Here is a 22548-nt window from a genome sequence, read left to right on the forward strand (position 1 = left end):
CTCTCACCGCCCCCCTTTGGGTTCAACTTTTTAAAAGTCCTTCCCAACTCAACCTATGTCGTTCAAAGCCAAGTATTCACGCATGGCAAGGCACTATGAGGCCCTTGAGAAGCCACTCGACAGGTTCTTCTGTCCCCTGCGCGAGAGGGCGGTTTCGTTGGTTAAGGGAAAAACTCTGGAAGTCGGTGTTGGGGTTGGGAAAACACTACGTTATTATCCGAGTGATGTTGAGCTCTGCGCCGTCGATGCCGTCCCCGAGACACTCAAGATTGCCAGAGAAAAGGCCCGAAAGCTTAACCTTAACGCCTGTTTCGAGGTTGCAGACGTTGAGAAGCTTCCATTTCCGGACAACAGCTTTGACACCGTTCTGAGCTCCTTCGCCTTCTGCACCGTTCCCAATCCTGAGAGGGGTATGAGGGAAATCTTCTGGGTCTTGAAACCCGGAGGGAAGGCGATTCTCCTTGAGCACACGACGAGCGATTCAACTTTGCTGAACTACCTCTTTCTTCTTCCCCTGAAGTTGCCGTTGAAGCTTCTCCTCGATGACGACCCGCTACGGGAGACGCACAAACTCGTCTCGAAATACTTTGAAGTCGAGCTTGAGGAGAGTTATTACCGCGGAATAGTCCGCTTAATCGTCGCTCGGAAGATTGAGGAGAGTAAAACTTTTAAAGTCCCCTCTCCTTAAGAATAACGGGCGCGCGGTGGTAGTCTAGCCTGGTCTAGGACACCGGCCTCCCAAGCCGGTAACCCGGGTTCAAATCCCGGCCACCGCACCACACCAATTTTTGCCTGTTCTTGAAGTCATCTGGGGGCAGTGGTATCTATTGTAGTTTCTGGTAGGAGTGGATTTATTGATAGAAACGCTTTCGAGGGTTCATGGGGCCTGTGGGTGTTTGAATGCTGAAAAGATTTTTCAAAAACCGAAAAGCTTTTTAGTTAAGAATGCTTAAGATAAGCCGGGAAGGTTTTAGTAACAATTTTTTAGGATAACACGGAGGGGGTGAGAAAATGAGCGACCTGATTCAGCAGATTGTGCAGGTTCTCAAGGAGCAGGTTGTTCAGGACACCGTTGTTCCGAGGAACATTAGGAGGGCGGCCGAGCAGGCCATAGAGGTCCTCCTCGACGAGAGCAAGGAGCCGGCCGTCAGGGCCGCCGATGCCATAGCCATTCTCGAGGAGATTAGCGAGGACCCGAACATGCCCATGCACACGAGGACCATCATCTGGGAGGTTCTCGGTGCCCTCGAGCAGGTCAAGTGAGCCTTTGATTTTTCCCGCTCATTTCCTGCTTAAGTACCAGAGCTTTGCGCTCTCTTCTACGAGCTCTGCCTTGTAGAACGCTTCTCTAAGACTTCTGCCGACCGTCACAATCCCGTGCTTTGCCATCAGAACCGCGTCCGTTTTTTTCAATGCCTCCGCCGTTACTTCCGCCAGCTCTTCCGTGCCTGCCGGGCGGAACGGCGCAATCGGAATCCTCTTCAGGTATATCTCGGCCTCGGGCGTTATTATCGGCAGCTCTCCTTCGAGCAGGGTAGAGGCCACTATCGAGTAGGGCGGGTGCAAGTGGGCTACTGCCCTTACGTCCGGCCTTGCTCTGTAAACCGCGAGGTGGAGCCTGTATTCGGAGGAAGGCCTGACCCCTGACACCTGCTTTCCGGACAGATCAATAACCGCGACCTGCTCTTCGGTCATCTCGTCCATAACCGCCCCAGTTGCCTTGATGAACACCAGATTCCCCGAGCGGACGCTCAGGTTCCCGCCGAAAGCGGCCGTTAGGCCCCTCTCGTGGGCCTTTCTTGAGTACAGGACAAGCTGGCGCTTGGCGGTTCTGCTCATTCGTTACCACCCCTCACCTTAACGCCGTAGCCGCAGTCGAGGCATAACGCCTTCTTCCCGCGCCACGAAAGCTCTCCCCCGCAGAGGGGGCAGGTGTTGAGGTCTCCCTCCTCTTTCCAGCGCTCGAACGTTTCCTCGTCTATAACGAGGTAGAAGCCGTCCTTGTCTTCCTCGAAGTCGCCCAGGACTGGGACGCTCTCAAGCTCCCCTGTTTCGAGGTTCACTATCACGGGCTCTATGCCTATGTTGCCCTCGTACTCCAGGTCGTTGGCCGGGAGGATTTCAAGTATCAGGGAGTTGAGCTTTTTGTCGTGGTATGCGATGACCTCAAGGGCGTCGCTAACCTCGCCGCTGGCCGGGAGCACGTCAACGACTATGTTCTCCCTCGGGAATATCAGCGCCACGACGTCCCTGCTCCTGAGCAGGGCCAGGCCCTTCCCCGAGTACAGCTCCTCAAGACCGAGCTCTTTAAGGGATTCCTTGACTTCTTCTCCGCTGGGAAGGCGTTTTTCCGTGACCATGACGTCCATCATCCTCTTCGCGAGCGGAACCGCGACCGCTATTGGCTCCTGCATGTTCTCCACCATCGGTGTTTGGAGGGAAAAATTTATAAACCTGCCCCGAAGATTATGGTTCGGGCCAGGCAGTAGGGTCCCGCGGTAGCCTAGCCTGGGAGTGGCGGCGGACTGTAGATCCGCAGGTCCCCGGTTCAAATCCGGGCCGCGGGACCACCAGAATTCTAAACGCTTCTTGTGGTTCACTGTAAATCCAGAGAGGATTTTAGCCATCGTTTTGATGCGTGCTCATAATATCGAGAAGAGGTGCTGTCTTCCGTGAAAATTCAGGAGTTTTAAATAGCCTACGCAGATTCCTCGGAAATTTAAGAAAAGAGGCATCACTTCATTCTTTCGAGGATAATCGCGGGGCAGACCTTGACGACGCCGTCAATTTTGCCAATCTTGTTGGAGATTATCTCGGAAAGGTCTTCTCCGTCCTTTGCCCAGATTTCTGCCATTATCATGTGGTCTCCGCTCGTGAGGTAGACGTGCCTCACGAAGTCGAACTCCTTGAGCTTGCTGGCGACTTCGAATATCTTCTCCGGCTTGGTATCTACCCCCGTGATGCTCACGAGGTTGTAGCCGAGCTTGGCGGGGTCCACGACTATCGTGTACTGCCTTATCACACCGGCCTCCTCAAGTGCCTTGACGCGCTTTCTCACCGCCGTCTCGCTGATGCCGAGAACCTTCGCTATCTCCGTGAAGGGCGTCCTCGCGTCCTTGGTGAGCATCTCCAGTATAATCCTATCCCTCTCGTCGAGCATATCTCACCACCTTAGTTCTAATTACGCACACCTTCTTATTAAAGTATCGGCCTTATTTGGTTTAGTCATCAAACTTTTCTTAGCTCTGTAACGGCCTCAATGTGCGGGGTGTGTGGGAACATATCGAGGCCAGTAGCACTCTCAACGCGGTACCTTTCTTTTAGGGTCGAGAGGTTCTCTGAAAGCGTCTTCGGGTTGCAGGAGACGTAGATTACCCTCTCCGGCCCGTCTTTTAAGATTTTCCGAACCAATTTCGGGTGGAGGCCTGCCCTGGGCGGGTCGACTATCACCGTGTCGTATTTTGAGAGGTCTTCGACGTCCCGGTCGCTCCCGACGTGGAACTCTGCATTTACACCGTTTAGCTCCGCGTTTTTGTTGGCCATCTCGACTGCGAAGGGGTTAATCTCAATTCCCTCGACGCTGAAGCCCCTCTTCGCGAGGTAAACTCCGAACGTGCCGACACCGGAATACAGGTCTAAAATTTTCTCCCCGTCGGCGAGCTCGGCGACCTTCCTCACGAGGTTTACCGCCTGGTAGCTGTTGGTCTGGAAAAACGAATTCGGGTGGATGAGGTAGGTCACGTCGTCCAGCCTCTCGCGTATGAACGGCTCCCCCCAGAACCGCTCGACGTCGCCGTAGGAGACGTCGCTCTCGCTCCTGTTGACGCTCCAGTAGAGCGATGTGGCGAAGGGGAAGTACTTGGGGAAGGACTCCGGAAGGGTTCCCTCCTTCGTCACGAGGTTTACCATGACCTCCCCGCTGAACTTACCCTCGCGGATAACGATGTAGCGCAGAAAGCCCTTGTTCCTGCGTATATCGTAGAGCGAAGGCTTTTCGTCTTCGATGAACTCCCTAAGCGCCCTCAGGACTTTTCCGCTCGTCTTGCCGAAGACCGGGCACTCCTCTATGTCAACCGCATCCCACCACGTCCCGTAGCGCCTGAATCCGATTCCCGTGGTCGAAATAACGACGTCAATCCTGTTTCTGTGGCCGTATATCTTTGGAGACGGTATCACCTCGACGTCGATGCCGAGGTACTTTGAGAGCTTGGAGGCCTTGAAGCGGAGCTGTTCCTCGTAAGGCAGGTGCTGGAGCAGACAGCCGCCGCATACCCCGAAGTAAGGGCATTTGGGTTCAACTCTAATATCGGACGGGCTGATTACCTCGAAATCAGTGGCTATAAGCTTCCTCTTCTTTCTCCGCCACTTCCTGACCTTGACGGTGTCTCCTGGGGCCGTGTAGGGCACAAGGACTTCTCGCTTCCCCTCTCGCAGCACTCCCAGGCCGTCATCGCTGAGCCTCTCTATTACTCCCTTCATGGCCGGCGATGCTCACGACCTCTTATAAACCTGCCCTTTGACTATCTGTCAAAGGTGTTCACGGAAGGTTTATCTAGTCTAACGTCGTATTACTATCGGTGCCGAGTTCATGTTCGGGCGCCGTAAGGATATAGTCTATAAGGTTTTGGCAACCAAGAAGAGGGCCGTTGCCCTCCAGAGCCTCAGTGCCGAGCTTGAAACTCCAACCCCTGCCCTGCTCAAGACCGTTAAGGAGCTTGAGTCCGAAGGGCTCGTTGAAGTCTTCTACGGCCGCGAAAAGGCGGCCATCATGGTGAAGGCCAAGACGCTTGAGGACTACATCTAACCCTCTAATCATTTTCTTTAAGTCAACAAAAGGTGGAGATAATGCTTTATGGTAGCGATAGTGGTTACTGGAAGGGGCGGGGCCGGGAAGACGACGATGACGGCCAACCTTTCGAGTTACTTCTCAAGCATGGGCCTGAAGACCCTCGCGGTTGATGGAGACCTTTACCTGCCAAAACTGGCCTTTCACTTTGGGATATACAACCCTGTGACGAACATCCACACGCTTTTAAAAGAAGATTCGAGCCTCGACGAGTCAATTTACCGCGACGTGAGGACTGGAGTGGACATTCTCCCGGGAAGTTCGAAGCTTTACGACGTCCTCGACATTGACCAGGGCAGGCTCAGGCAGGTAGTCCTCGATGTCCGGTCGAGGTACGACGTTACGGTAATAGACTCCCCCGTGGGAATCCCCTTCGACACGATTTCGACGTTCAGGCTGGCACAGTACCAGCTGATAGTCGTCGAGGTTGAGAGGGGGCCAATCCACTCTTTTCAGAGGATGGTCGAGAACGAGGTCGAAAAGCTCAAAGCCCTCGGTGAGGCCTACGGCCTTAATGTCTGTGTCCTGCTGAACAAAGTCCGCGAGGCGGAGCCCGTCATAGATGACGTCGTTGAGTTCCTTGAGGGGAGCTTTAACGTCCCCGTCGTGGGGGTGGTCTCTTACGACCCCACTGTGCCGGCGAGCCAGAACGAGGGAGTTCCCGTTTTGGCGTTTGCACCCCACGCAAAGGCTTCAAAGGACATAAAAACCGCGGGAATGCTCCTCAGCGAGCGGATGTTTGGGAAGCGGGAAAAGAAAGGCCTCTGGGAAAAGATAAAGGAAGCTTTTCTGTCAGTCCTCCACGGAACCCCTTCTGGCAAAAAGCTCTGAGACCGTAACGAGGGGAACAAAGCGGTAGTCAGCGAGGTTCTCGCGGGCGCCTTCCTCCCTGTCCACGACCACGAGGATAGCCGCTACTTCTGCCCCCTCCTTTTCCAGCACCTCAGCCGAGCGGAGGACGCTTCCTCCAGTCGTCGTCACGTCCTCTACGAGGAGGACTCTGTCCCCTGGTTTCACCTCGCCCTCAATCTGGCTCCCCGTGCCGTGGCCCTTCGGCTTCTTCCTGACGATTACGAGGGACTTTCCGGTTTCGAGGGAAAGCGCCGTTGCTATCGGGACGGCTCCGAGCTCGGGGCCGGCAACGCGGTCGAACTCAATCCCCAGCTCCTCGGTTTTTTCTTTCATGAGCTCCGCGATGAGCTTCAGGGCTTTGGGGTTCGTGATGAGCTTCTTGACGTTGATGTAGTAGTCGCTCTCCTTCCCAGAGGTGAGGACGAAGCGGCCAAACAGTATCGCCCCCTCGCTGAAGAACATCTCGATGAGTTCGTCCTTGCTCCCCATGGGAACCACCGTTGGTCTTTGGCAAATTTGCTTAAAAACCTGCTGGGTTTGTGTGGGAAATTAACATGATGGGCTCAACCAAAAGCTTTAAGTTACCACAACCAAAAGTTAAACGGTGGTCACATGATAGGGGAACTCCTGATCGTGGTCTACGTTCTCATCGCCATCGGCGTTGGAATAATGGTGTTCTTCAAGACCGTTTCATGGCTTTCTGAGACAGACAGGACTGTCTTCCCGGTGCCGTTCTACTCGGTTCTGGGGTGGGGAATTGTGGCGTTCTTCACTGCCATGGTTCTTGAGTCGCTCGTCCTGCGCTTCTCCCGTGAAATCTCAACTGCAATGCTTGCTCTGGCCATTGTCGTCGGCCCCATCGAGGAAGGTGCCAAGCTTCTCCCCTTTGTGGTCAAACAGGACGAAAACGCAATGACCCGGTGGCACCTTACCGTGAGGACGGCGCTGTTCTTTGGAATCATCGAGGCGCTCATGTACTTTGTGCTCCTGATTTCGATGGGGAACTTTTTCGGCGCCATCCTCAGGGGCGTGGTCGTGATGTTCCACGTCGCCTGGACTGCGATAGCGCTTGAAGGGGCCCTCAGAGGCTCCCTGTGGGACGGCTACCTTAAGGCGGCACTGCTCCACTGCCTCTACGACGCGCCCATAATGCTCATCTACCCCCTCAGGGGTCTCGCGGGTCTCATCGTCCCGGTGAGCATAGCCGCACTTATCTACATCAACGGGGCCGTTGATGATGCCTTTGGGTTCGCGGTGAGCTATGCCAGGAAGCTCGTGGAGCGGAAGAGGGAGATGTACGCGGCTTTTGAGGAGAGGTATGAGGTGCTCAGATATGGGGATGAAGAAATGCCTGGGGTTGAAGAACCTGAAAAAGAGAATCAGAAAGAGGAAAACGAGGACGAAGACCCGGAGGGCTTTACTTCTTTGCCTTGAACTTCTCCTGAAGCTCGTAGAGCTGGGCGACCCTCTCTATCGTGTCTGCCTCCTCCGGGCTTTTATCTTCCCTCAACGCCACGTAGCGCGGGAACCTTAACGCGAAACCGCTCCTGTACTTGGGGCTCTTCTGTATCTCCTGGTAGGTGACCTCGATGACGACCTTGGGCTCAATCTCGACGAACTTCCCTTCCTCCCTGATAATCAGGGGCTTGAGCATCTTGGTGAACTCGACTAAATCTTCATCGGTGAAGCCGCTTCCAACCTTGCCCACCGGGACGAACTCACCGCTCTCCGGGTCGTAGGCCGCAACGAGGAACGAGCCGAGCAGGTGTGCGCGCCTCCCCTCGCCCCACTCTGCCCCGATAATGACGAGGTCAAGGTTCTCCATCGTGGGCTTAATCTTCAGCCACTTCTTTCCGCGGTTTCCGGGCTCGTAGACGGAGTCTAGCCTCTTGGCCATCAGGCCCTCGTGACCGAGCTCCAGGGCCTTCTTGTAGAACTCCTCTGCCTCCTCCACTTTCTTGGTCACGAGCTGTTCAGCAATCTTTATCTTCTCCCTCTCTTCAACGCTCTCCTCGAGCTTCTTCCTCCTCTCGGCGAACTTCGTGTCAATGAGGCTTTCCCCCTCAACGTAGAGGATGTCGAAGAGGTTGAGCTCGAGCGGGATCTTCTCAATCATCTCCTCGATGTTGTACTTTCTCCTGAACCTCCTCAGGACGTACTGGAAGGGCCTTGGGCGACCGTTCTCGCCGACGGCAACCAGCTCGCCCTCTACTATGACCTTAGAAGGCTTCAGCGAGGCCTTTACCGCCTCGACTATCTCTGGAATCGAGCGGGTGACGTTCTCCAGCCTCCTCGAATAAATAACAACCCTATCGCCGTCGCGGTGGACCTGAACGCGGGCCCCGTCATACTTAATCTCGAAGGCCGCCTCACCGCCCATCTCTATCAGCGCTTCCTTGACGTTGGCGGCGTTCTGGGCAAGCATCGGCCTTATCGGCTTCCCAATCTGTATGCTGACCTTCGAGAGCCCCTCGTTCCCCTCGAGCTTGGCAACCTTCGCCACGTAGCCGAAGTCGCTCGTGAGCATGTAGGCCCTCTCCACAAGCTCGGGCTTCACCCGGAAGGCCTCTGCTATGGCATCGCGCAGGATTCCCTCGGCAACTCCAGTTCTCATCGTCCCGAGGACGGTTCTGGCTATGTACTTGCCCTCCTCCGGCCCGGCGTCCATGAAGAGGTTCGCCAGGTACTTCATCTTCCTGTCCTGGCTTCCCTCTCCGCTCGCCTCTGCAACCTTGACGAAGGTGCTGTAGACGCGCTTTATCGTGAGGGGTTGGCTGAAGAAGCTCTTCTGTCTCTTTTTCTTCAAAGCCAGGGCAACACTCTCACCCAAATCGCCAGTGTCCCTAACAGAGTCCTCGATTTCCTTTTCGGGGACACCCGTGGCCATGGAGACGGCCTTTATCAGGAGCTTCTCGCCGACCCCAAGCTCCCTCTCGTCCCAGTCCGGGAAGACCTTTCCCAGTATAAGGTACGGGACTACCTCAAGAAGCTCGTCCGGCGTCTTCTTCAGGAAGTCTGCAACGAACTTGGTCTTGAGGGTCTTGAGCGTCGTCTTTTCGAGCCTCCTGTAGAGCTCCGCCAACTCGGAGTACTTCATATCGCTCACTCCCACCACCGGAAGAAATACGGCGAAGGGGATAAAAACTCAGCGCCTTGTCCAGGAAAACCTTGCCTTCTCGAAGGCCACTGTGGCTACGAACCCTACTGCAAACGCTATGCTGGGGTTGAGTTTGCCCTCAAAAAGCACCATAGTGGCGAGCCCGCCTGCGACTCCCGAAAGCGCAAGTCCTGGCTTGTGGGCACCTTTCATGTTGGCGTAGGTGGCAAGTATTATGAATGCAACCGCCAGGACAAACAGTGTGGTGTTCATTTTGACCCCCCTTCAAACCACCTTTCGACCCTCGGCTTCCCTTCGTATATCTCCACGATGTCATATGGCACTTCGAGGTCTGCAAGAATCGCCTTAATGCTCTCAACCTCTTCTCCCCTTACGAGCGCGAAGAGACCTTTTCCGAGCATTATCATCGAGCTGGGAGTGGAAATGACTTTGTCCAGCTCCCTCGCCAGCTCAAGGACTTCACCGTTCAGGAGGCCGGTTTTTTCGGCGAAGTCCCTCGCAAGGGCCATCATGCGCTCGGGTGTCGGCTCCGCCAGGAGCTTCTCAAGGGCTTTTGAGCCTTCTGCCTCTATTGCCTTGACGACGTCCCCGTCGAGTACTTCCCTCGTCGAGAGCTTCCCTAGAGGCACGACCAGAACCTTGTAGTCCCCAAAGAACAGGTTGTCAACGACGCCTATCCCTGGCCCGCCCGCTTTAACCCTGACCTCAATTCCGCCTGCGAGCTGGGCTATGACGTCCCCGAGCCCGCCCCTGTGCCTTACCTCGGCTTCGTGTGCAGTTTGAGCCGCCCTGAGCCACGTCCCCCCGAACCTGTAGCTCAGTGCCAGGGCAGTCCCCAGGGCACCGCCGGCGCTGTTGCCGAAGCCGTAGCCGTTGGGGAAGTCGAAGTACTGCCATACCTCGACCTCGCCTATGAACCCCTCCGGGACGAGCCGTTCTGCGACGGAGTAGCTTATGACGGCCTCCTCCCTCTTTACTGGTTCACCGTTGAAGGCAACGTGTATGTGCCTCTCCAGCGTTCCAGTTTCTATGCTCGCAAAGATGTTTGTGCCCTTATCTAGGTTGATTCCAGCACCGAGTGAGCCCGCTCTGAGGGGGTCATCGTTAAAGCGCGGGACGAAGAACGCCGTGATATGGGCCGGAACGAAGGCTCTGACGAGCATTGCGTCACCTCCAGAAGGAATTGAACTGGGCTTTTTAAAAGGTTTAGAAGAAAAAGAGAGAAATCACTCCTCAACTACATAGATTGGCACCTTACCGTGAGGTATGCCGTACTTCTTGCCGTACCACTCGCTGAGGACGTACCAGGCACCGATGAGAAGCACTATTCCGATGGGGAGAAGGATCGCCCAGCTTCTCACTCCGAGGCCGAAGAGGACGTAGAGCACGGCGCCTATTGCCGCAACCGTGACGGCGTAGGGCACCTGGGTTGTTACGTGGTCTATGTGGTCGGAGCCGCTGAACATGGAGCTCATTATGGTGGTGTCGCTTATCGGGGAGCAGTGGTCGCCGAATATCGAGCCCGTAAACGTCGCCCCTATTGTGGCGAAGACTATCTCGTTGACGTGGCCCCCGGTGAAGGCAAGGCTCAGCTCGACACCGAGCGGAACCATGATTGAGAACGTCCCCCAGCTGGTTCCCGTGGTGAAGGCGACGAACATAGCCGCGAGGAACATTATGAGAGGCATCCACGGCCCTAGGTTCGCCCCGGAGCCTGTGGCGAGGCTGATGATGTAGTCGCCGGTTCCAACGGTTTCAGCGGCAGTGCCGAGGCTCCATGCGAGGACGAGGACTGTGTTTGCGAATATCATCTGCTTCATTCCCCTTATTATGGTGTCCTCCCACTCCTCTATCGTCATCTTCTTCCTGCCGAGGAGCATTACGCTGGCGACGACGACCATGGCAAATGAACCCCAGAGGAGGGCCGTCGCCGCATCGGCCTCGCGGAAGGAGTCAACGAAGCCGTAGTTGAGGAAGTTTACGCCGAAGGGGTCGTCCAGCTCGGTCCACCACCCCAAATCCTGGCTGTATGCTTCAAGGTTCGCCGCGCCGGTGTACCAGAGGCCCACCATTGATACGCCAACGAGGACTAGGATTGGGATTACAAAGTCCCAGAGGTTTCCGTTCCTCTTTGGCGCTCCGAGGTCAGTCTCCGTGCTCATGAGCGGCTTCGCACCGTCGCGAAGCACCTTTCCGGTGGTTCTGGCGCGGTATTCGGCCTTGAGCATGGGGCCGTAGTGCCTGTGGGTGTAAGCCACAATGAAGACGAGCAGTATTGCAAGTATTGAATAGAACCTGTACGGGACGCTTGAGAGCCAGGCGTCGTAGGTGCCATAATCGACCTTTGCGCTCGTGAAACCCCTTCCTATCATGGCAAGTTCGTATCCTATCCAGGTGGATATCAGCGCCAGCCCGGCGACCGGTGCGGCTGTGGAGTCGTCTATATAGGCCAGCATCTCCCTTGAGACCCTCGTCCTGTCCGTTATGGGCCTCATGGTGTTCCCGACGACTATCGTGTTGGTGTAATCATCGAAGAACACCAGGACGCCAAGGAGCCACCCGAGAAGCGAGGCCCCTCTGCTGCTCTTGACCCTCTTTGCGAGGGAAGCCGCAAGGGCGTGAACAGCACCGGACTTGTACACAAGACCAACACCCGCACCTATCAGGAAGTCAAAAATGAGTATCCTTGCGTTCCAGTCGTCTGTAACGCTACCAACAACCCACTCCAGCGTCTGGGTTGTTCCCATTATCGGGTTACCCCCTGCGACCATTACTCCACCAATCCAGACTCCAGCAAACAGCGCCAGGATAACCCTCTTCGTCCATATCGCCAGAACAATCGCAACCAGTGGTGGAAGCAGAGCCAGCACACCAAAGTCCGACATGAATTCACCTCCAGCGGGTTTTGAACCCATAAATATCGGCGATTTATAAATCTTGTCGTAACATCTTTGGCAGATAGTTAAATCTTCGAAAATATTGCTGGACTACTATGGCAGTTGGGGGTATTATACTGCATAGTTTAGCATGTATCAATGCTGTCGTGCATTACTGGGTACCTTCAAGTACTATATTGCTCTTTTATGTCATAAAAACCTTTCCCGGAAAAATTCTGCAAGGGGCAAGGAAAATCTCGACAAAAACCGCACTGGGGCTTGTTCACTCAGAATAGTAATCTTAAAGGTGAAAAAAGGTTCATAACGCGGAGCTCAGGAGCTCCTTCAGCTTCTGAAAGTCCTTTCTGAGCTCCTCCTTTATTGGTGGCCTGTACAGGGCCGCGGCCGGGTGGTACATCGGCATTATGACTATCCTCCCGAAGAGCGTCCGTGCCTCGAAAGTCTTTCCATGGATTTTGCTTATCGGCTCCGCCTTGAAGCCGAACTTCTCAAGGATGTACTTCATCGAGTGCCTGCCGAGAGGGACTATCACCTTCGGCCTTATTATGTCAATCTGCCTGTCTAGGTAGGGGGCGCAGGCCTTTATCTCCTCCTCGGTCGGGTCGCGGTTTTCGGGTGGCCTGCACTTGACGATGTTGGTTATGTAAACCTCGTCCCTGCTCAGGCCTATCTCCGCCAGTAGCTCGTCGAGAACCTTTCCAGCCCTGCCGACGAAGGGAAGCCCCTTCTGGTCCTCCCAGTAGCCCGGCGCTTCGCCTACGAACATCACCTTGGCGTCGTAGCTTCCAGCCCCAGGCACCGCGTTCGTCCTGAGCTTGCCGAGGGGGCACTTCCGGCAGTTCCTGATTTTCTCCTCAAGCTTCTTCATGAGCTCTTCCTTCCCCATCGGCATCACGCGAGTGTCTTCTGGTTCAGGTAGGCTTTCAGAAACTCGCTCCAGGCCGTGTAAAAGCCCCTCTCGTAGTCGTCGCGGAAGTCCTGGCCGGCGAGCTTTGAGTAGTTCCCAAGCAACTCCTCTGCCCTCTCCCTGTCGTTGCCAGAAATCAGCTGGACAATCAGTGAATCGGTGTCGTTGTCCTTGAGAGCGTTCATTATGCCCTCGACGGCCCTTGAGTAGCCCCTGCCCCACTCATCGCTTCCTGCTATCTTGATGAGCTTTTCCAAGTGGCCCTTTGCCCTGCTGAAGTCCCTTCTAAGGAGGGCCCTGACGAACATCTCCATCCTCATCTCGCGAGCCGGCATTTTATCACCCGTGTGGCATCGTCGGAAGTGCTTTTAACCTTAGTGACTTTACCGATTTGGGGCATACCTATGAAGGAAAACCTTCATATTTACGCAAAAGCTTTTATACTCCGCGATTGAAAGAATGGCAGATGTGAGCTAGAGGTGAAGCCCCATGGCTGAGAACATTGGTGAAATTCCCAGCGGCGAGAAAGAGTTCGCTGAATCCACCAAGAGAATTAGAGATATCGTCGATTTTCCTGAAATAAGCGAGGAAGAGTTTAAAGAGATGCTTAAAACCGCCAGCAGGGGTTACGGGGGGGAGTTGCCCCACAGGACGTACTCCCTCTGTCCTGAAACAAGACGGGTTGTCCCCGCCGTGGTATGGGAGAAGGACGGCAAGGTCTGGATAACCAAACGTTGCCCTGAGGGCATGATAACTGACCTCTATTACGAGGATGTTGAAACCTACAACCGCTTTAAGAGGTGGCTCTGGACGGAGAAAGAGATTTTCAGTGCAAACGTTGAAAACACCGGTGTTAACTGCCCCCTTGACTGCGGGCTGTGCGCTAGACACCGCTCCCACACGAACCTTCTGAACATCGTCCTTACCAACAGGTGCAACCTCTCGTGCTGGTACTGCTTCTTCTACGCCAAGGAGGGCCAGCCGATTTACGAGCCGACGCTTGAGCAGATACGCATGATGCTCCGCAACGCCAAGAAGGAGCACCCCATAGGAGCGAACGCCGTCCAGTTCACCGGCGGTGAACCGACCCTCCGCGACGACCTGATTGAAATCATCAAAATCGCCAAGGAGGAAGGCTACGACCACGTCCAGCTCAACACCGACGGAATAAAGCTCGCCTTCGAGCCGGAGCTCGTGAAGAAAATCCGCGAGGCCGGAACCAACACCCTCTACCTGAGCTACGACGGAATGACACCCCAGACCAACTGGAAGAACCACTGGGAGATTCCGCTCATCTTTGAGAACGTGAGGAAGGCCGGCGGGCCGGGAATAGTCCTCGTGCCAACCACGATAAGGAACGTCAACGACCACGAGCTCGGAGCCATAATCAACTTCGGCCTCAACCACCTCGACATCGTTCGCGGTGTAAACTTCCAGCCCATCTCGCAGGTCGGTAGAGTTCCGAAGAAGGAGCGCCAGAGGTTCAGGATAACGATTCCGGGAGCAATAAAGCGCATAGAGGAGCAGACCAATGGTGTCATCACAAAGGAGGACTGGTACCCAATCCCGATAGCCGGCCACATCGCGAGGTTCTTTGAGGCCTTTACCGGCTCACGCTACTACATGACCAGCCACTTCGCCTGTGGAGCTGCCACATACGTCTTCCTCGACCGCGAGAACAAGCGCGTCGTCCCGATTCCGCGCTTCATAGACGTTGAGGGCTTCGTCGAGTACCTTGAGACCAAGGCGGAGGAAATAGAGCAGTGGAAGAAGCTCGGCAGGCTCCAGAAGCTCAAGCTTGGAGCGGAGATATTCCTCAAGTTCAAGAGCTTCTACGACGAGAAGTACGCACCGAAGGGACTGGACGTTCTCGGTCTCATAAAGAACGCCTTCGTTCACGGCACCTACGATGCCCTCGGCAAGTTCCACGAGAACGCGCTCTTCATAGGAATGATGCACTTCATGGACGAGTACAACTACGACGTTGAGAGGGTTGAGCGCTGTGTCATACACTACGCGATGCCTGACGGAAGGATAGTGCCGTTCTGTACGTTCAACGTGATTCCGGAGCTCTACAGGGACAAGGTTCAGGCGCAGTTCAGCTACACCTGGGACGAATGGAAGAAGCTCCACCCAGACTGGGACTACAAGAAGGACAAGTACTTCAGGAGCAAGGAGTTCGTCGAGAAGATGAAGAAGAGCGAGCTCTACAGGAAGACCTACATTGACATAGAAGACTACTTCGGAGTGAACACCAAGAACTGAGGTGGTGAAAATGAGCGTCAGCCCGGAGAAGAAGCTCACGAAGATTACCCTAAAATTTGAAAACGTTGACTGGGAAAAGGCCACCGCAAAGCAGTACGAGCTCCTCACAGACGTCCGGGTCTGGAGGGCCTTCATCAACGGCTATTCCAAGAAGGGCATCGTAGTCTTTGACGAAGAAAAAATGCCCAAGAAAGAACTCATTGAGAAGCTAGAAGACCTCAAGCCAGAAATCGTCAAAGAAGAACAAATAACTGTGGAGGAACTCCTGGAGTCCAGCTACTCCTGGAACAACGTCCTTTCGAATGCTTGAAGTTTTTTCTTTGGTACCTTTTTATCTTATACTCATCACGGCTCATTCGCTTCTCTGTTGAGTGCTCAGAATCTTTAAAACCCTTATCCGCCAAAAAGGAGTAACCACCTACACATTACCCTACACAAAATTGCTTTAAGTTCTGAGATGGTATAATCAAGATAGCCGGATCCCTTTAGGGTAGTCTGGCCATTGTTGCCAGCCACGCGAGGTGGTTCCCATGCAGTTCAAGAAAAAGATTGTTCTTACCATGGCCGTGGTTCTGCTCGTTACGATATTGATGGGCTCTACCATAGTGTTGTACTCCTCCCTCCATATGAGGGACAACGTACGGGCCTCCCTCGACACAGAGCTGAACCACCACCTTCCGGAGCTTGTATCGGAGCACATCAAAGACCCAATAACGGAGGAAGCGGGAACGATAGCGATAGGTTCGGCGGAGCTTGGTGCAAAGCTGTTTGATGACTACTTTGACAAGATGCGAATGATGGGGAAGGTTGCAATAGAGGCGGTTCATGTTGCTTACACAAACTACAACCCGGATGATTCCGCGTTCAGGCAGTTTCTGCTCAACAGGTTCAAGGCGGTGAAAGACCTCGACTCGAACGTTGCTTACGTGTACTTTGGAAGCACCGACGGTAACATGTACATGTGGCCCGACGAGCCTTTGCCGGAAGGCTATGACCCCCGTGTGAGGCCGTGGTACCAGGAGGCCGTAGCAAAGAACGGCCCGGTATGGACCGAGCCCTACAAAGATGCGTCCACAGGCAAGTGGGTCGTTACCTATTCTGAGCCCGTTTACATCAACGGCAAGCTCGTAGGTGTTATAGGAGTTGACGTCTTCGTGTCCAACCTAATTAAGCAGGCCAATGAGATAAAGATTGGCCGGAGCGGCTACATAGCGATAATAAACAAGGACGGCACCATCATTGTGCACCCTGATGAGAGCCTGGTTCAAACATTAAACATACACGACGATCCCAACCTCAAATCTCTCACAGATGAACTCGACAAAAACAAGGACAGTGGTTGGGTCGTTTACTCCTTCCAGGGAGTCGAGAAGGTCGCCGGCTACAAGAGGATGAGAACCACCGGATGGATAGTTCTGGCTACAGTGCCGCTCCACGAGCTCACCGACCCGCTGACCAATGCCATATCCGCCGCCGTTAACGAGAGCACGGATGAGATAACCAAGTCCATTAACAAGGTTGTTGACGACAGTATCAGGACAACCATGACGGGGGCGCTCTTAGCGGCATTGGTGGGCCTCGTAATGCTAGTCATCGGGTATAGAAACCTCCAAGGAACACTTGAGCCGCTTGAGGCTCTTAGGGATGTTGCTCATGCCCTCGCTGAAGGTAGACTCAGCGAAGTGCGTAAGAGGCTTCAGCAGATTCACTACATTGAGGATGATGAGATTGGAGCCCTCATAAAGGCCTTTGAAGCGGTAGGCAAAGACCTCGTTGGAACCCTCGACGCTATAGCTGGCAAGCTTGAGCGTCTCGCCGAGGGCGACTTGAGCAACGGCCTCACCATGGAAGCCAAGGGCGAACTCAAAGAAATCCTCGAAGACCTGAAGAACACCACTCACAAACTCAAAGAACTCATTGGACAGGTCGTCAGCATCACCGACACTCTCGAAGAGCGCGCCAACGTTCTTGCAAGAATTGCCTCAGACGTTACGGAGGCAATCAACCAGGTTAATGAAGCCGTCCAGCAGGTCAGCATTGAAGCCCAGCGCCAGCAGGAGCACATTAACGAGATTACCGAAGGAATGCGCTTTGTGGCAGAAACCAGCGCCGAAAGCGTTAGGGCAATGGACGAGTTCGAGGGTGCTGTAAATGAAGTCGTCAACATCGCCAATGAGGGCAGGGAGAAAAGCGAAGTCTCAGCCAAACAAATTGAAAGCATTCAGGAGATGATGAGCAGGATTGAGAACGCCGTTAGCAAGGTTGCTGAGATGAGTAGGAGTATTGAGGAGATTACGAATGTGATTACCAACATTGCCGAGCAGACGAATTTACTTGCTTTGAATGCCGCCATTGAGGCTGCTCGTGCTGGTGAGGCTGGCAGGGGTTTTGCAGTGGTTGCCCAGGAGATTAGGAAGCTTGCCGAGGAGAGCAAGCAGGCCGCAGACAACATCAAGAGTATCATTGACCAGATAACCAGTGAGATTCATGATGCTGTGGAGAGTACTCAGAAGGGTGTTTCGGTGGTGAGTGAAAGTGCGGACACGTTGAAGGAGACTATAACTTACTTGGCGAATATTGCTGATTTGTTGCAGGATGCTAGTGGTAGGATGGGTGAGGTGAAGGAGCAGATTGTTAGGACTCAGGAGGAGGTTGAGAAGGCTCTTAGGGCTTTGGAGAACTTGGCTGCCAGTGCTGAAGAAACAACTGCCAGTGCCGAGGAGGTTAGTTCCGCTGTGGAGGAGCAGACTGCCGCTACCGAAGAACTCCAGAGGGCTGCAGACGACCTCAAAAACATCGTCAAACAACTCAGAGAAATCATCAGCAAATTCAAACTGTGAAAAAGAAAAGCTCAGCGGAGCTCTATTCTTGCTTTTCCTCTTACATCTTCTTTTTCCAGCTCGAAGCCCACGATTCCGCTGAAAGAGCTTAGGTCAATGACGTTTCTGCCCGCTTTCACGTCAAAGGTCTCCGAGACGGCTTCTCCGGCCGGCAACGAGAGGTCGTACTCGTGGACAGTCAGCCTGTTGTCCCTGCTGAGGTGGAGAACCATTCTCGGCTCGCGGTAGCCGTCGAGCGGAATTCCTCCGAAGGTTCCCGCACCCATCTTCTTTGCTATGGCAGGAAGCGAGAGCGGGACGGAGAAGCTCACCGCAGGGGGCCTCTCTTGGATAACCTTCTCGTCCAGAACAACTATATCCCTGCTGCCGGTGTCGAAGGGCGTCGCCTCCGTTGCACCTGTGTTCGGCGTCGTGTTCGTGGCGACAAGGAGCTTTCCATCAACTTTCTCGATGCTCGTGACCCTAGCCCCGAAGGCGCCAACTATCTTGACCATCGGCGGGGCGACGTAGATGAGGACGCTCGGCCCGGATATCGTGTTGGTTGTGGCCCAGTGAACGCCGGCGTCCTCTGAGCTTGGGCGGTATGAGGCGTCGTGGTGGGCGTTGTATGCCGTGAGGATCCCCCCACCGACGTTTATTGCGTTCACCCTGAACGGGGCGTAGAAGGTGTAGAACTCGAAGAGGCGGAAGAACCTGAAGTCTTCACCCATGAACGGGTTGCCCGCCAGTATGCCCCCACGGACGAAGGCAAAGGCCCTGTTGTATGCGGATGCCATAGCACCGAGCTCCGGCCTTATGTAGGGCCTTCCGTCCACGCTCCCGCCCGGCTTGAAGATTTCCCACTTTCCGCTTATCAAGTCGAGGGCCTTTATCTCCCTTAAGCCGCCTGTGAAGTTGTTTCCAACGCCGAAAAACGCCGTGTCGTGGACTCTTGTCCCCTTCGGCACTGGCCCGTTGATAAGGGCTTTGGCCTCCCCTGTTCTTCTGTCGAGGGCGTAGACGCCGAGGTTCGCGTGGCCGTCCTCCCTCGCGAGGAGTAGCCTGTCGTTGGCAGGGTCGTAGATGATGTCGCTAACTTCTCCGGCCCAGTCTGTCTCGTGGTGGATTGAGTCCTTCCAGAGGAGCTTTACGGTTCCTTCCTCTGTGTCGTAGGCGTGGACGTGGGAGTACTTGTTGTGGAAGAGTATCCTTTCCTCCTCGCGGTAGATGGCCGGTGCGTGAACCCAGCCGCCGAAGTATATGAACTCGTCAACGGTCTCAACAGCGTTGTATGTGTCACCGCCGCTCGTCGGGGCGTCGCCGAGGAGCGTGAAGTCGTATACCTTTTCCTCGCCGCTCTCCAAGTCTATGAAGTGTGCCTCAGCCTCGAAAGCCAGCGTAAAGTAGAGCGTCCCGTTGTGGTACCTCAGTCCAAAGATTCCACCGCTGCCCCACTCCGGGCCGTACCTTCCAGGGAACCGGTAGTTCTTCAGGAGCATTGTATCACCCAGGGTGAGTATAACATTGTCCTTTATTGCCCTTTCGGGGGTGGGTTTTTATACTCCGGGGCCCTATAAGTGACTATGAGGCCGTACAGGGGACTGGCGATAATATTCGGCTTCTACGCGCTGGGCGAGTTCACGAGCTCGGCCCTTGACCTGCCCGTGCCGGGTAGCGTACTTGGAATGCTCTTTCTCCTCGCGGCGCTCCTTTCGGGGGCAGTTAGGCTTGAGTGGGTGGAGGGCGAGGCAGAACTCCTCGTGAGGAACATGAGCGTCATGTTCATTCCCCCCGGCGTGGGGATAGTCACTTACACCGCCCTCATAAAGAGCCAGGCCGTGCCAATCGTGGGGGCGCTCGTCATCAGCTTCCTCGTGACCCTCTTGGTGACTGCAAAGACCGTTGAAATCCTCAGGAGGGGAAGAAAATGAACCCTTATGGGATAACCCTGACCCTCGTCGTGTTCTACCTGTTCTCGGAGCTCCACGCAAGGAGGAAGGCCTTCTACACGAACCCTGTTCTCCTTTCGATAGCCACTATAGCGGGACTCCTCACCCTCGGCGGCTTCTCTTACGAATCCTACATGGAGAGCGCGGCCTTTCTCAAGTTCCTCCTCGGGCCCGCGGTGGTTAGTTTGGCCGTCCCGGTCTACAAGGGCAGAGACACGATAAAGGCATATGCAAGAGAGATAGCGCTTGGGATAGCCGTCGGCGGGACAGCTGCAATCCTGAGCGCGTTCTATATTGCCGAACTCCTGGGAGGGGGCAGAGAAGTCGTTCTGAGCATTGCCCCGAAGAGCGTTACCACCGCCATAGCCATCGGCGTGAGCGAGGAGATAGGGGGCATTCCGGCACTAACCGCAGTCCTCGTGATTCTCACGGGGCTTCTCGGCAACGCCTTCGCGCCAGAGCTGCTGAACCTCTTTGGGGTGAGGGACAGAATAGCGAGGGGCCTTGCGACGGGTGTATCTTCGCACGGCCTCGGAACGGCGAGGATAATAACCGAGGACGAGCTGGCGGGAGCAGTTAGCGGGCTGGCGATGGCCCTGAACGGCGTCTTTACTGCTTTAGTCCTTCCTTACCTCATCGAAGTCCTCTAAGATGCACTCGCTTATCCTGAGCCGGTCTCTGGCGTCGAGAAAGAGCGTGAAGTCCCGCTTGGCTATCCTGTCGTGTATCGGTGCGTGCTCCACGAGAAAAGCAATTATCTCGGCCGTGCTGTAGGGGACTTTAACGCCGAGCTCGTCGGCCTTCCTGAATAGCTTTTCCGGAACCGTGAATATGTCATCTCCAGCCCTCACTTCGACGCTCACCTTGGAGTTTATCTGCTCCCATATGAGGAGGGTGTTTCTCGCCTTCTCAATCTTTTCGAGGGCCCGTCTCTCCAGTATGCTGATGTTGGCCCTGCTTGTGCCCAGAAGCTCCGCAATCTCGCTCTGCTTGAGGCCCTTTGCCCTGAGCCTGAGGATTTTAATCTGCTGCTCTGTCAGAAAGCTCCTGCCCCCCACTTTAAACACCCTAGTTTAACACAACTAGCGGGATTAAAAATTTTTAGGTAAGGCCTGGCCCAAGCTTGGCGTGTCTTCGGTCTGCTTTTTGGGGTTTGCTGACAACAAAGGGCTAGTATTCCACACCCTTCCTTGCAATGACTCCCCTCTGGTATGGGTGCTTTACCTCCCTCATCTCCGTGACGTAGTCCGCCAGCTCGAACAGCTCCTCCGGACAGTACCTGCCCGTGAGGACGAGCTCGGTGTTGGGTGCCTTGCTCTTAATGAGCTCTTTGACGTCTTCAACATCGAGCATCTTGAAGCCGAGGGCAACGCAGATTTCATCGAGGATTACCAGGTCCCACTCGCCGCTCGAGACGACTTCCTTTGCCCTTTCCAGGGCTCTTTTGGCCGCTTCGATGTCGTCTGGCTCGGGCTTCCCGTGCACAAACTTCGGCAGACCGAAGGACTCTATGACAGCGCCGCACTCCGCTATCTTTTTCTGCTCGCCGTACACTCCTCCGGCTTTCATGAACTGAATGATTATCACCCTTCCGCCGGAGCCAAGCATCCTGATAGCCAGGCCAAAAGCGGCCGTCGTCTTCCCCTTCCCGTTCCCTGTGTAGATATGGACAAGGCCAAGTTTTTCCTTCCACGTCATGAAACTCACCCTGTGGATATAATTGCCAGGAGTTTTAAAGATGTTGGGTGTTTGAGAATACATGAAGCTTTTGGAAAAAGCTTCACCAAAATATGTTCCTTTCCTGCTGAACTGGCAGAGAATAAAGCGTGCGCTCTGAAATTTGCCTGCGATGAGTGTTTGGCTTTAAAATAGACTGTTGAGCGGGTTTCGCTTTTTATTCTGGCGTTCGTTGAACGCCTTGTGGGAAGTGAAACACTGTAAAAGTGGCAATTGAAGTGTAAACCACTTAGAGGACAAGCGTTTTTAGAATTGCACGCCATCTTTCCGCCAGCGCTTTGCGAAGCAAAGGGCTGTTATGGGGCCGGGGCCGGGATTTGAACCCGGGCTAGGGGATCCACAGTCCCCTGTGCTGACCAGGCTACACCACCCCGGCCACGTCCAGCTTAAGCTTTCGGGTTAGATTTATAAAGTTTTCGTCAGATGCCGGGAGCGGAGGTCGTAGGTTCTGCTTTAATCCGAAAGTAAGGCATAGATGTCATAAAACTGCTGTTGAAAACCGCACGGGGGGTTAACGAATGAAAGCGAAGCGTGAGGCCCTAGTTAGCCTGTTCACAGCAATGAGAGAGGGAAAAGTTGATGAGGATATAATAGACCTTCTCCTTCTAATCAACTCAATCAGGGGAGTTTACACCACAAGCTCGTGCTCCGGGAGGATAGGCATCATAGAGGAGCCTGCCCTCGGTGCTAAGCCCCTCAGCAGGTGGCTGATAAAGGAGCACCACCCAATCGAGTTCGAAGAGGCCAAGGCCGCGCTGAAGAACGCTGAGAAAGGCCTTATCTTCCTGAAGAGCCAGCCCCCGATATTCCATGTCATTGCTGAAGACCTTGAGCGGGCCAAAAAGCTCCACGAGCTCGGCCTCGCCTCTGGTTTTAAGTACACTACGTTCAAGGTCATCTCAAAGCGCTACCTCGTCGAGATAAACGCCACAGAGTATCTCACGGCACCGCTCGGCAGGGATGGAAAAGTCCTCGTCAGCGACGACTACCTGCGTTTCGCCCTCGAAATAGGCAACTCGATGTTGCGGAGGAGCAAGGGCAGGCTTCCGAGGCTGATGGAGAATTTTAAGAGGCTTCGCGAGGAGCTCGGTGAGGACGAGCTTTTCTACGAGCTGGCCCGCGAGCACAAAATAGATGAGACGTGGGAGCTACCTTAGC

General features: G+C 54.6%; 25 protein-coding genes and 3 tRNA genes. 13 read left to right on the forward strand and 15 right to left on the reverse strand.

Annotated elements, in window-relative coordinates:
* Nucleotides 1–55: 55 nt before the first annotated feature.
* From ACZ5ER_RS02965 to ACZ5ER_RS02975, 3 genes are all read left to right on the forward strand, one after another.
* Nucleotides 56–688, forward strand: coding sequence for a class I SAM-dependent methyltransferase (locus ACZ5ER_RS02965; RefSeq protein ID WP_464934769.1), 633 nt, complete (start codon nt 56–58; stop codon nt 686–688).
* A 13-nt stretch (nt 689–701) separates the two neighbouring features.
* Nucleotides 702–779 (forward strand) — tRNA-Gly (locus ACZ5ER_RS02970).
* A gap of 232 nt (nt 780–1011) precedes the next feature.
* Nucleotides 1012–1263 carry a UPF0147 family protein gene (locus tag ACZ5ER_RS02975; RefSeq protein WP_050002098.1) on the forward strand — a complete coding sequence of 84 codons (252 nt, stop codon included), beginning with the start codon at nt 1012–1014 and terminating at the stop codon, nt 1261–1263.
* A gap of 18 nt (nt 1264–1281) precedes the next feature.
* On the opposite strand, the gene ACZ5ER_RS02980 is transcribed toward ACZ5ER_RS02975, so the two are convergent.
* A complete protein-coding gene (locus ACZ5ER_RS02980; protein WP_464934770.1) occupies nt 1282–1839 on the reverse strand; it encodes an aldolase in 558 nt (185 codons plus the stop codon).
* Nucleotides 1836–2414, reverse strand: coding sequence for a hypothetical protein (locus tag ACZ5ER_RS02985; RefSeq protein ID WP_464935064.1), 579 nt, complete (start codon nt 2412–2414; stop codon nt 1836–1838). Before ACZ5ER_RS02985 ends, ACZ5ER_RS02980 begins: the two co-directional genes overlap by 4 nt.
* A 78-nt stretch (nt 2415–2492) precedes the next feature.
* On the opposite strand from ACZ5ER_RS02985, the gene ACZ5ER_RS02990 reads away from it, so the two are divergent.
* Nucleotides 2493–2570 (forward strand) — tRNA-Tyr (locus ACZ5ER_RS02990).
* 164 nt (nt 2571–2734) lie between these two features.
* On the opposite strand, the gene lrpA is transcribed toward ACZ5ER_RS02990, so the two are convergent.
* Entirely contained in the window at nt 2735–3160 is a 426-nt protein-coding gene (lrpA, locus tag ACZ5ER_RS02995; protein WP_050002095.1) for an HTH-type transcriptional regulator LrpA, read from the reverse strand.
* Between the two features lie 68 nt (nt 3161–3228).
* The gene (rlmD, locus tag ACZ5ER_RS03000) at nt 3229–4479 is read right to left on the reverse strand and encodes a 23S rRNA (uracil(1939)-C(5))-methyltransferase RlmD (RefSeq protein ID WP_464934771.1); all 1251 of its coding nucleotides are present in this window, start codon (nt 4477–4479) and stop codon (nt 3229–3231) included.
* A gap of 109 nt (nt 4480–4588) precedes the next feature.
* Here rlmD and ACZ5ER_RS03005 point away from each other — a divergent pair, with 109 nt between their 5' ends.
* Entirely contained in the window at nt 4589–4804 is a 216-nt protein-coding gene (locus tag ACZ5ER_RS03005) for a hypothetical protein (protein WP_050002093.1), read from the forward strand.
* Nucleotides 4805–4852: 48 nt separating this feature from the next.
* Entirely contained in the window at nt 4853–5677 is an 825-nt protein-coding gene (locus ACZ5ER_RS03010) for a MinD/ParA family ATP-binding protein (protein ID WP_050002092.1), read from the forward strand.
* Here ACZ5ER_RS03010 and pyrE read toward each other — a convergent pair.
* Nucleotides 5639–6187: an orotate phosphoribosyltransferase gene (pyrE, locus tag ACZ5ER_RS03015; RefSeq protein WP_464935065.1), complete on the reverse strand. Its 549-nt coding sequence runs from the start codon at nt 6185–6187 to the stop codon at nt 5639–5641. The genes ACZ5ER_RS03010 and pyrE overlap by 39 nt on opposite strands.
* Nucleotides 6188–6310: 123 nt before the next feature.
* On the opposite strand from pyrE, the gene ACZ5ER_RS03020 reads away from it, so the two are divergent.
* Entirely contained in the window at nt 6311–7132 is an 822-nt protein-coding gene (locus tag ACZ5ER_RS03020) for a PrsW family glutamic-type intramembrane protease (RefSeq protein WP_464934772.1), read from the forward strand.
* On the opposite strand, the gene ACZ5ER_RS03025 is transcribed toward ACZ5ER_RS03020, so the two are convergent.
* From ACZ5ER_RS03025 to ACZ5ER_RS03050, 6 genes are all read right to left on the reverse strand, one after another.
* Nucleotides 7116–8795 carry an ATP-dependent DNA ligase gene (locus tag ACZ5ER_RS03025; protein WP_464935066.1) on the reverse strand — a complete coding sequence of 560 codons (1680 nt, stop codon included), beginning with the start codon at nt 8793–8795 and terminating at the stop codon, nt 7116–7118. The genes ACZ5ER_RS03020 and ACZ5ER_RS03025 overlap by 17 nt on opposite strands.
* 48 nt (nt 8796–8843) lie before the next feature.
* Nucleotides 8844–9068 carry a hypothetical protein gene (locus tag ACZ5ER_RS03030; protein ID WP_050002089.1) on the reverse strand — a complete coding sequence of 75 codons (225 nt, stop codon included), beginning with the start codon at nt 9066–9068 and terminating at the stop codon, nt 8844–8846.
* Nucleotides 9065–9979, reverse strand: coding sequence for a pantoate kinase (locus tag ACZ5ER_RS03035; RefSeq protein WP_464934774.1), 915 nt, complete (start codon nt 9977–9979; stop codon nt 9065–9067). Before ACZ5ER_RS03035 ends, ACZ5ER_RS03030 begins: the two co-directional genes overlap by 4 nt.
* Nucleotides 9980–10042: 63 nt before the next feature.
* Complete coding sequence (locus tag ACZ5ER_RS03040; RefSeq protein WP_050002087.1) at nt 10043–11701, reverse strand: Na+/H+ antiporter NhaC family protein; 1659 nt, start codon at nt 11699–11701, stop codon at nt 10043–10045.
* A 310-nt stretch (nt 11702–12011) separates the two neighbouring features.
* Complete coding sequence (gene udg, locus ACZ5ER_RS03045; RefSeq protein ID WP_050002086.1) at nt 12012–12599, reverse strand: type-4 uracil-DNA glycosylase; 588 nt, start codon at nt 12597–12599, stop codon at nt 12012–12014.
* A 5-nt stretch (nt 12600–12604) separates the two neighbouring features.
* Nucleotides 12605–12955, reverse strand: coding sequence for a hypothetical protein (locus ACZ5ER_RS03050; RefSeq protein ID WP_464934775.1), 351 nt, complete (start codon nt 12953–12955; stop codon nt 12605–12607).
* A 154-nt stretch (nt 12956–13109) separates the two neighbouring features.
* On the opposite strand from ACZ5ER_RS03050, the gene tes reads away from it, so the two are divergent.
* From tes to ACZ5ER_RS03065, 3 genes are all read left to right on the forward strand, one after another.
* Nucleotides 13110–14885 (forward strand): tetraether lipid synthase Tes, encoded by a 1776-nt coding sequence (gene tes / locus ACZ5ER_RS03055; RefSeq protein ID WP_464934776.1) that lies wholly within the window; start codon nt 13110–13112, stop codon nt 14883–14885.
* A 10-nt stretch (nt 14886–14895) separates the two neighbouring features.
* Complete coding sequence (locus ACZ5ER_RS03060; RefSeq protein ID WP_050002083.1) at nt 14896–15195, forward strand: DUF3213 domain-containing protein; 300 nt, start codon at nt 14896–14898, stop codon at nt 15193–15195.
* A 220-nt stretch (nt 15196–15415) separates the two neighbouring features.
* Nucleotides 15416–17725, forward strand: a complete 2310-nt coding sequence (locus ACZ5ER_RS03065; protein WP_464934777.1) for a methyl-accepting chemotaxis protein — start codon at nt 15416–15418, stop codon at nt 17723–17725.
* 11 nt (nt 17726–17736) lie between these two features.
* Here the strand turns inward: ACZ5ER_RS03065 and ACZ5ER_RS03070 are convergent, their stop codons facing one another.
* Nucleotides 17737–19203 (reverse strand): DUF2139 domain-containing protein, encoded by a 1467-nt coding sequence (locus ACZ5ER_RS03070; protein ID WP_464934778.1) that lies wholly within the window; start codon nt 19201–19203, stop codon nt 17737–17739.
* An 84-nt stretch (nt 19204–19287) separates the two neighbouring features.
* Here ACZ5ER_RS03070 and ACZ5ER_RS03075 point away from each other — a divergent pair, with 84 nt between their 5' ends.
* Complete coding sequence (locus ACZ5ER_RS03075) at nt 19288–19635, forward strand: CidA/LrgA family protein (protein WP_464934779.1); 348 nt, start codon at nt 19288–19290, stop codon at nt 19633–19635.
* Nucleotides 19632–20303 (forward strand): CidB/LrgB family autolysis modulator, encoded by a 672-nt coding sequence (locus tag ACZ5ER_RS03080; protein ID WP_050002079.1) that lies wholly within the window; start codon nt 19632–19634, stop codon nt 20301–20303. Before ACZ5ER_RS03075 ends, ACZ5ER_RS03080 begins: the two co-directional genes overlap by 4 nt.
* Here ACZ5ER_RS03080 and enfR read toward each other — a convergent pair.
* The 3 genes from enfR to ACZ5ER_RS03095 all read right to left on the reverse strand — a co-directional run bounded on the left by enfR (nt 20271) and on the right by ACZ5ER_RS03095 (nt 21766).
* Entirely contained in the window at nt 20271–20711 is a 441-nt protein-coding gene (gene enfR / locus ACZ5ER_RS03085; protein WP_464935067.1) for a transcriptional factor EnfR, read from the reverse strand. The genes ACZ5ER_RS03080 and enfR overlap by 33 nt on opposite strands.
* A gap of 112 nt (nt 20712–20823) precedes the next feature.
* On the reverse strand, nt 20824–21351 hold the full coding sequence (gene cobO, locus ACZ5ER_RS03090) for a cob(I)yrinic acid a,c-diamide adenosyltransferase (RefSeq protein WP_464934780.1): 528 nt from the start codon (nt 21349–21351) through the stop codon (nt 20824–20826).
* A 338-nt stretch (nt 21352–21689) separates the two neighbouring features.
* A tRNA-His gene (locus ACZ5ER_RS03095) sits at nt 21690–21766 on the reverse strand.
* A 142-nt stretch (nt 21767–21908) separates the two neighbouring features.
* Here ACZ5ER_RS03095 and taw3 point away from each other — a divergent pair.
* Complete coding sequence (taw3, locus tag ACZ5ER_RS03100) at nt 21909–22547, forward strand: tRNA(Phe) 7-((3-amino-3-carboxypropyl)-4-demethylwyosine(37)-N(4))-methyltransferase Taw3 (protein WP_464934781.1); 639 nt, start codon at nt 21909–21911, stop codon at nt 22545–22547.
* Nucleotide 22548: the final 1 nt, after the last annotated feature.

Source organism: Thermococcus marinus, assembly GCF_055389025.1.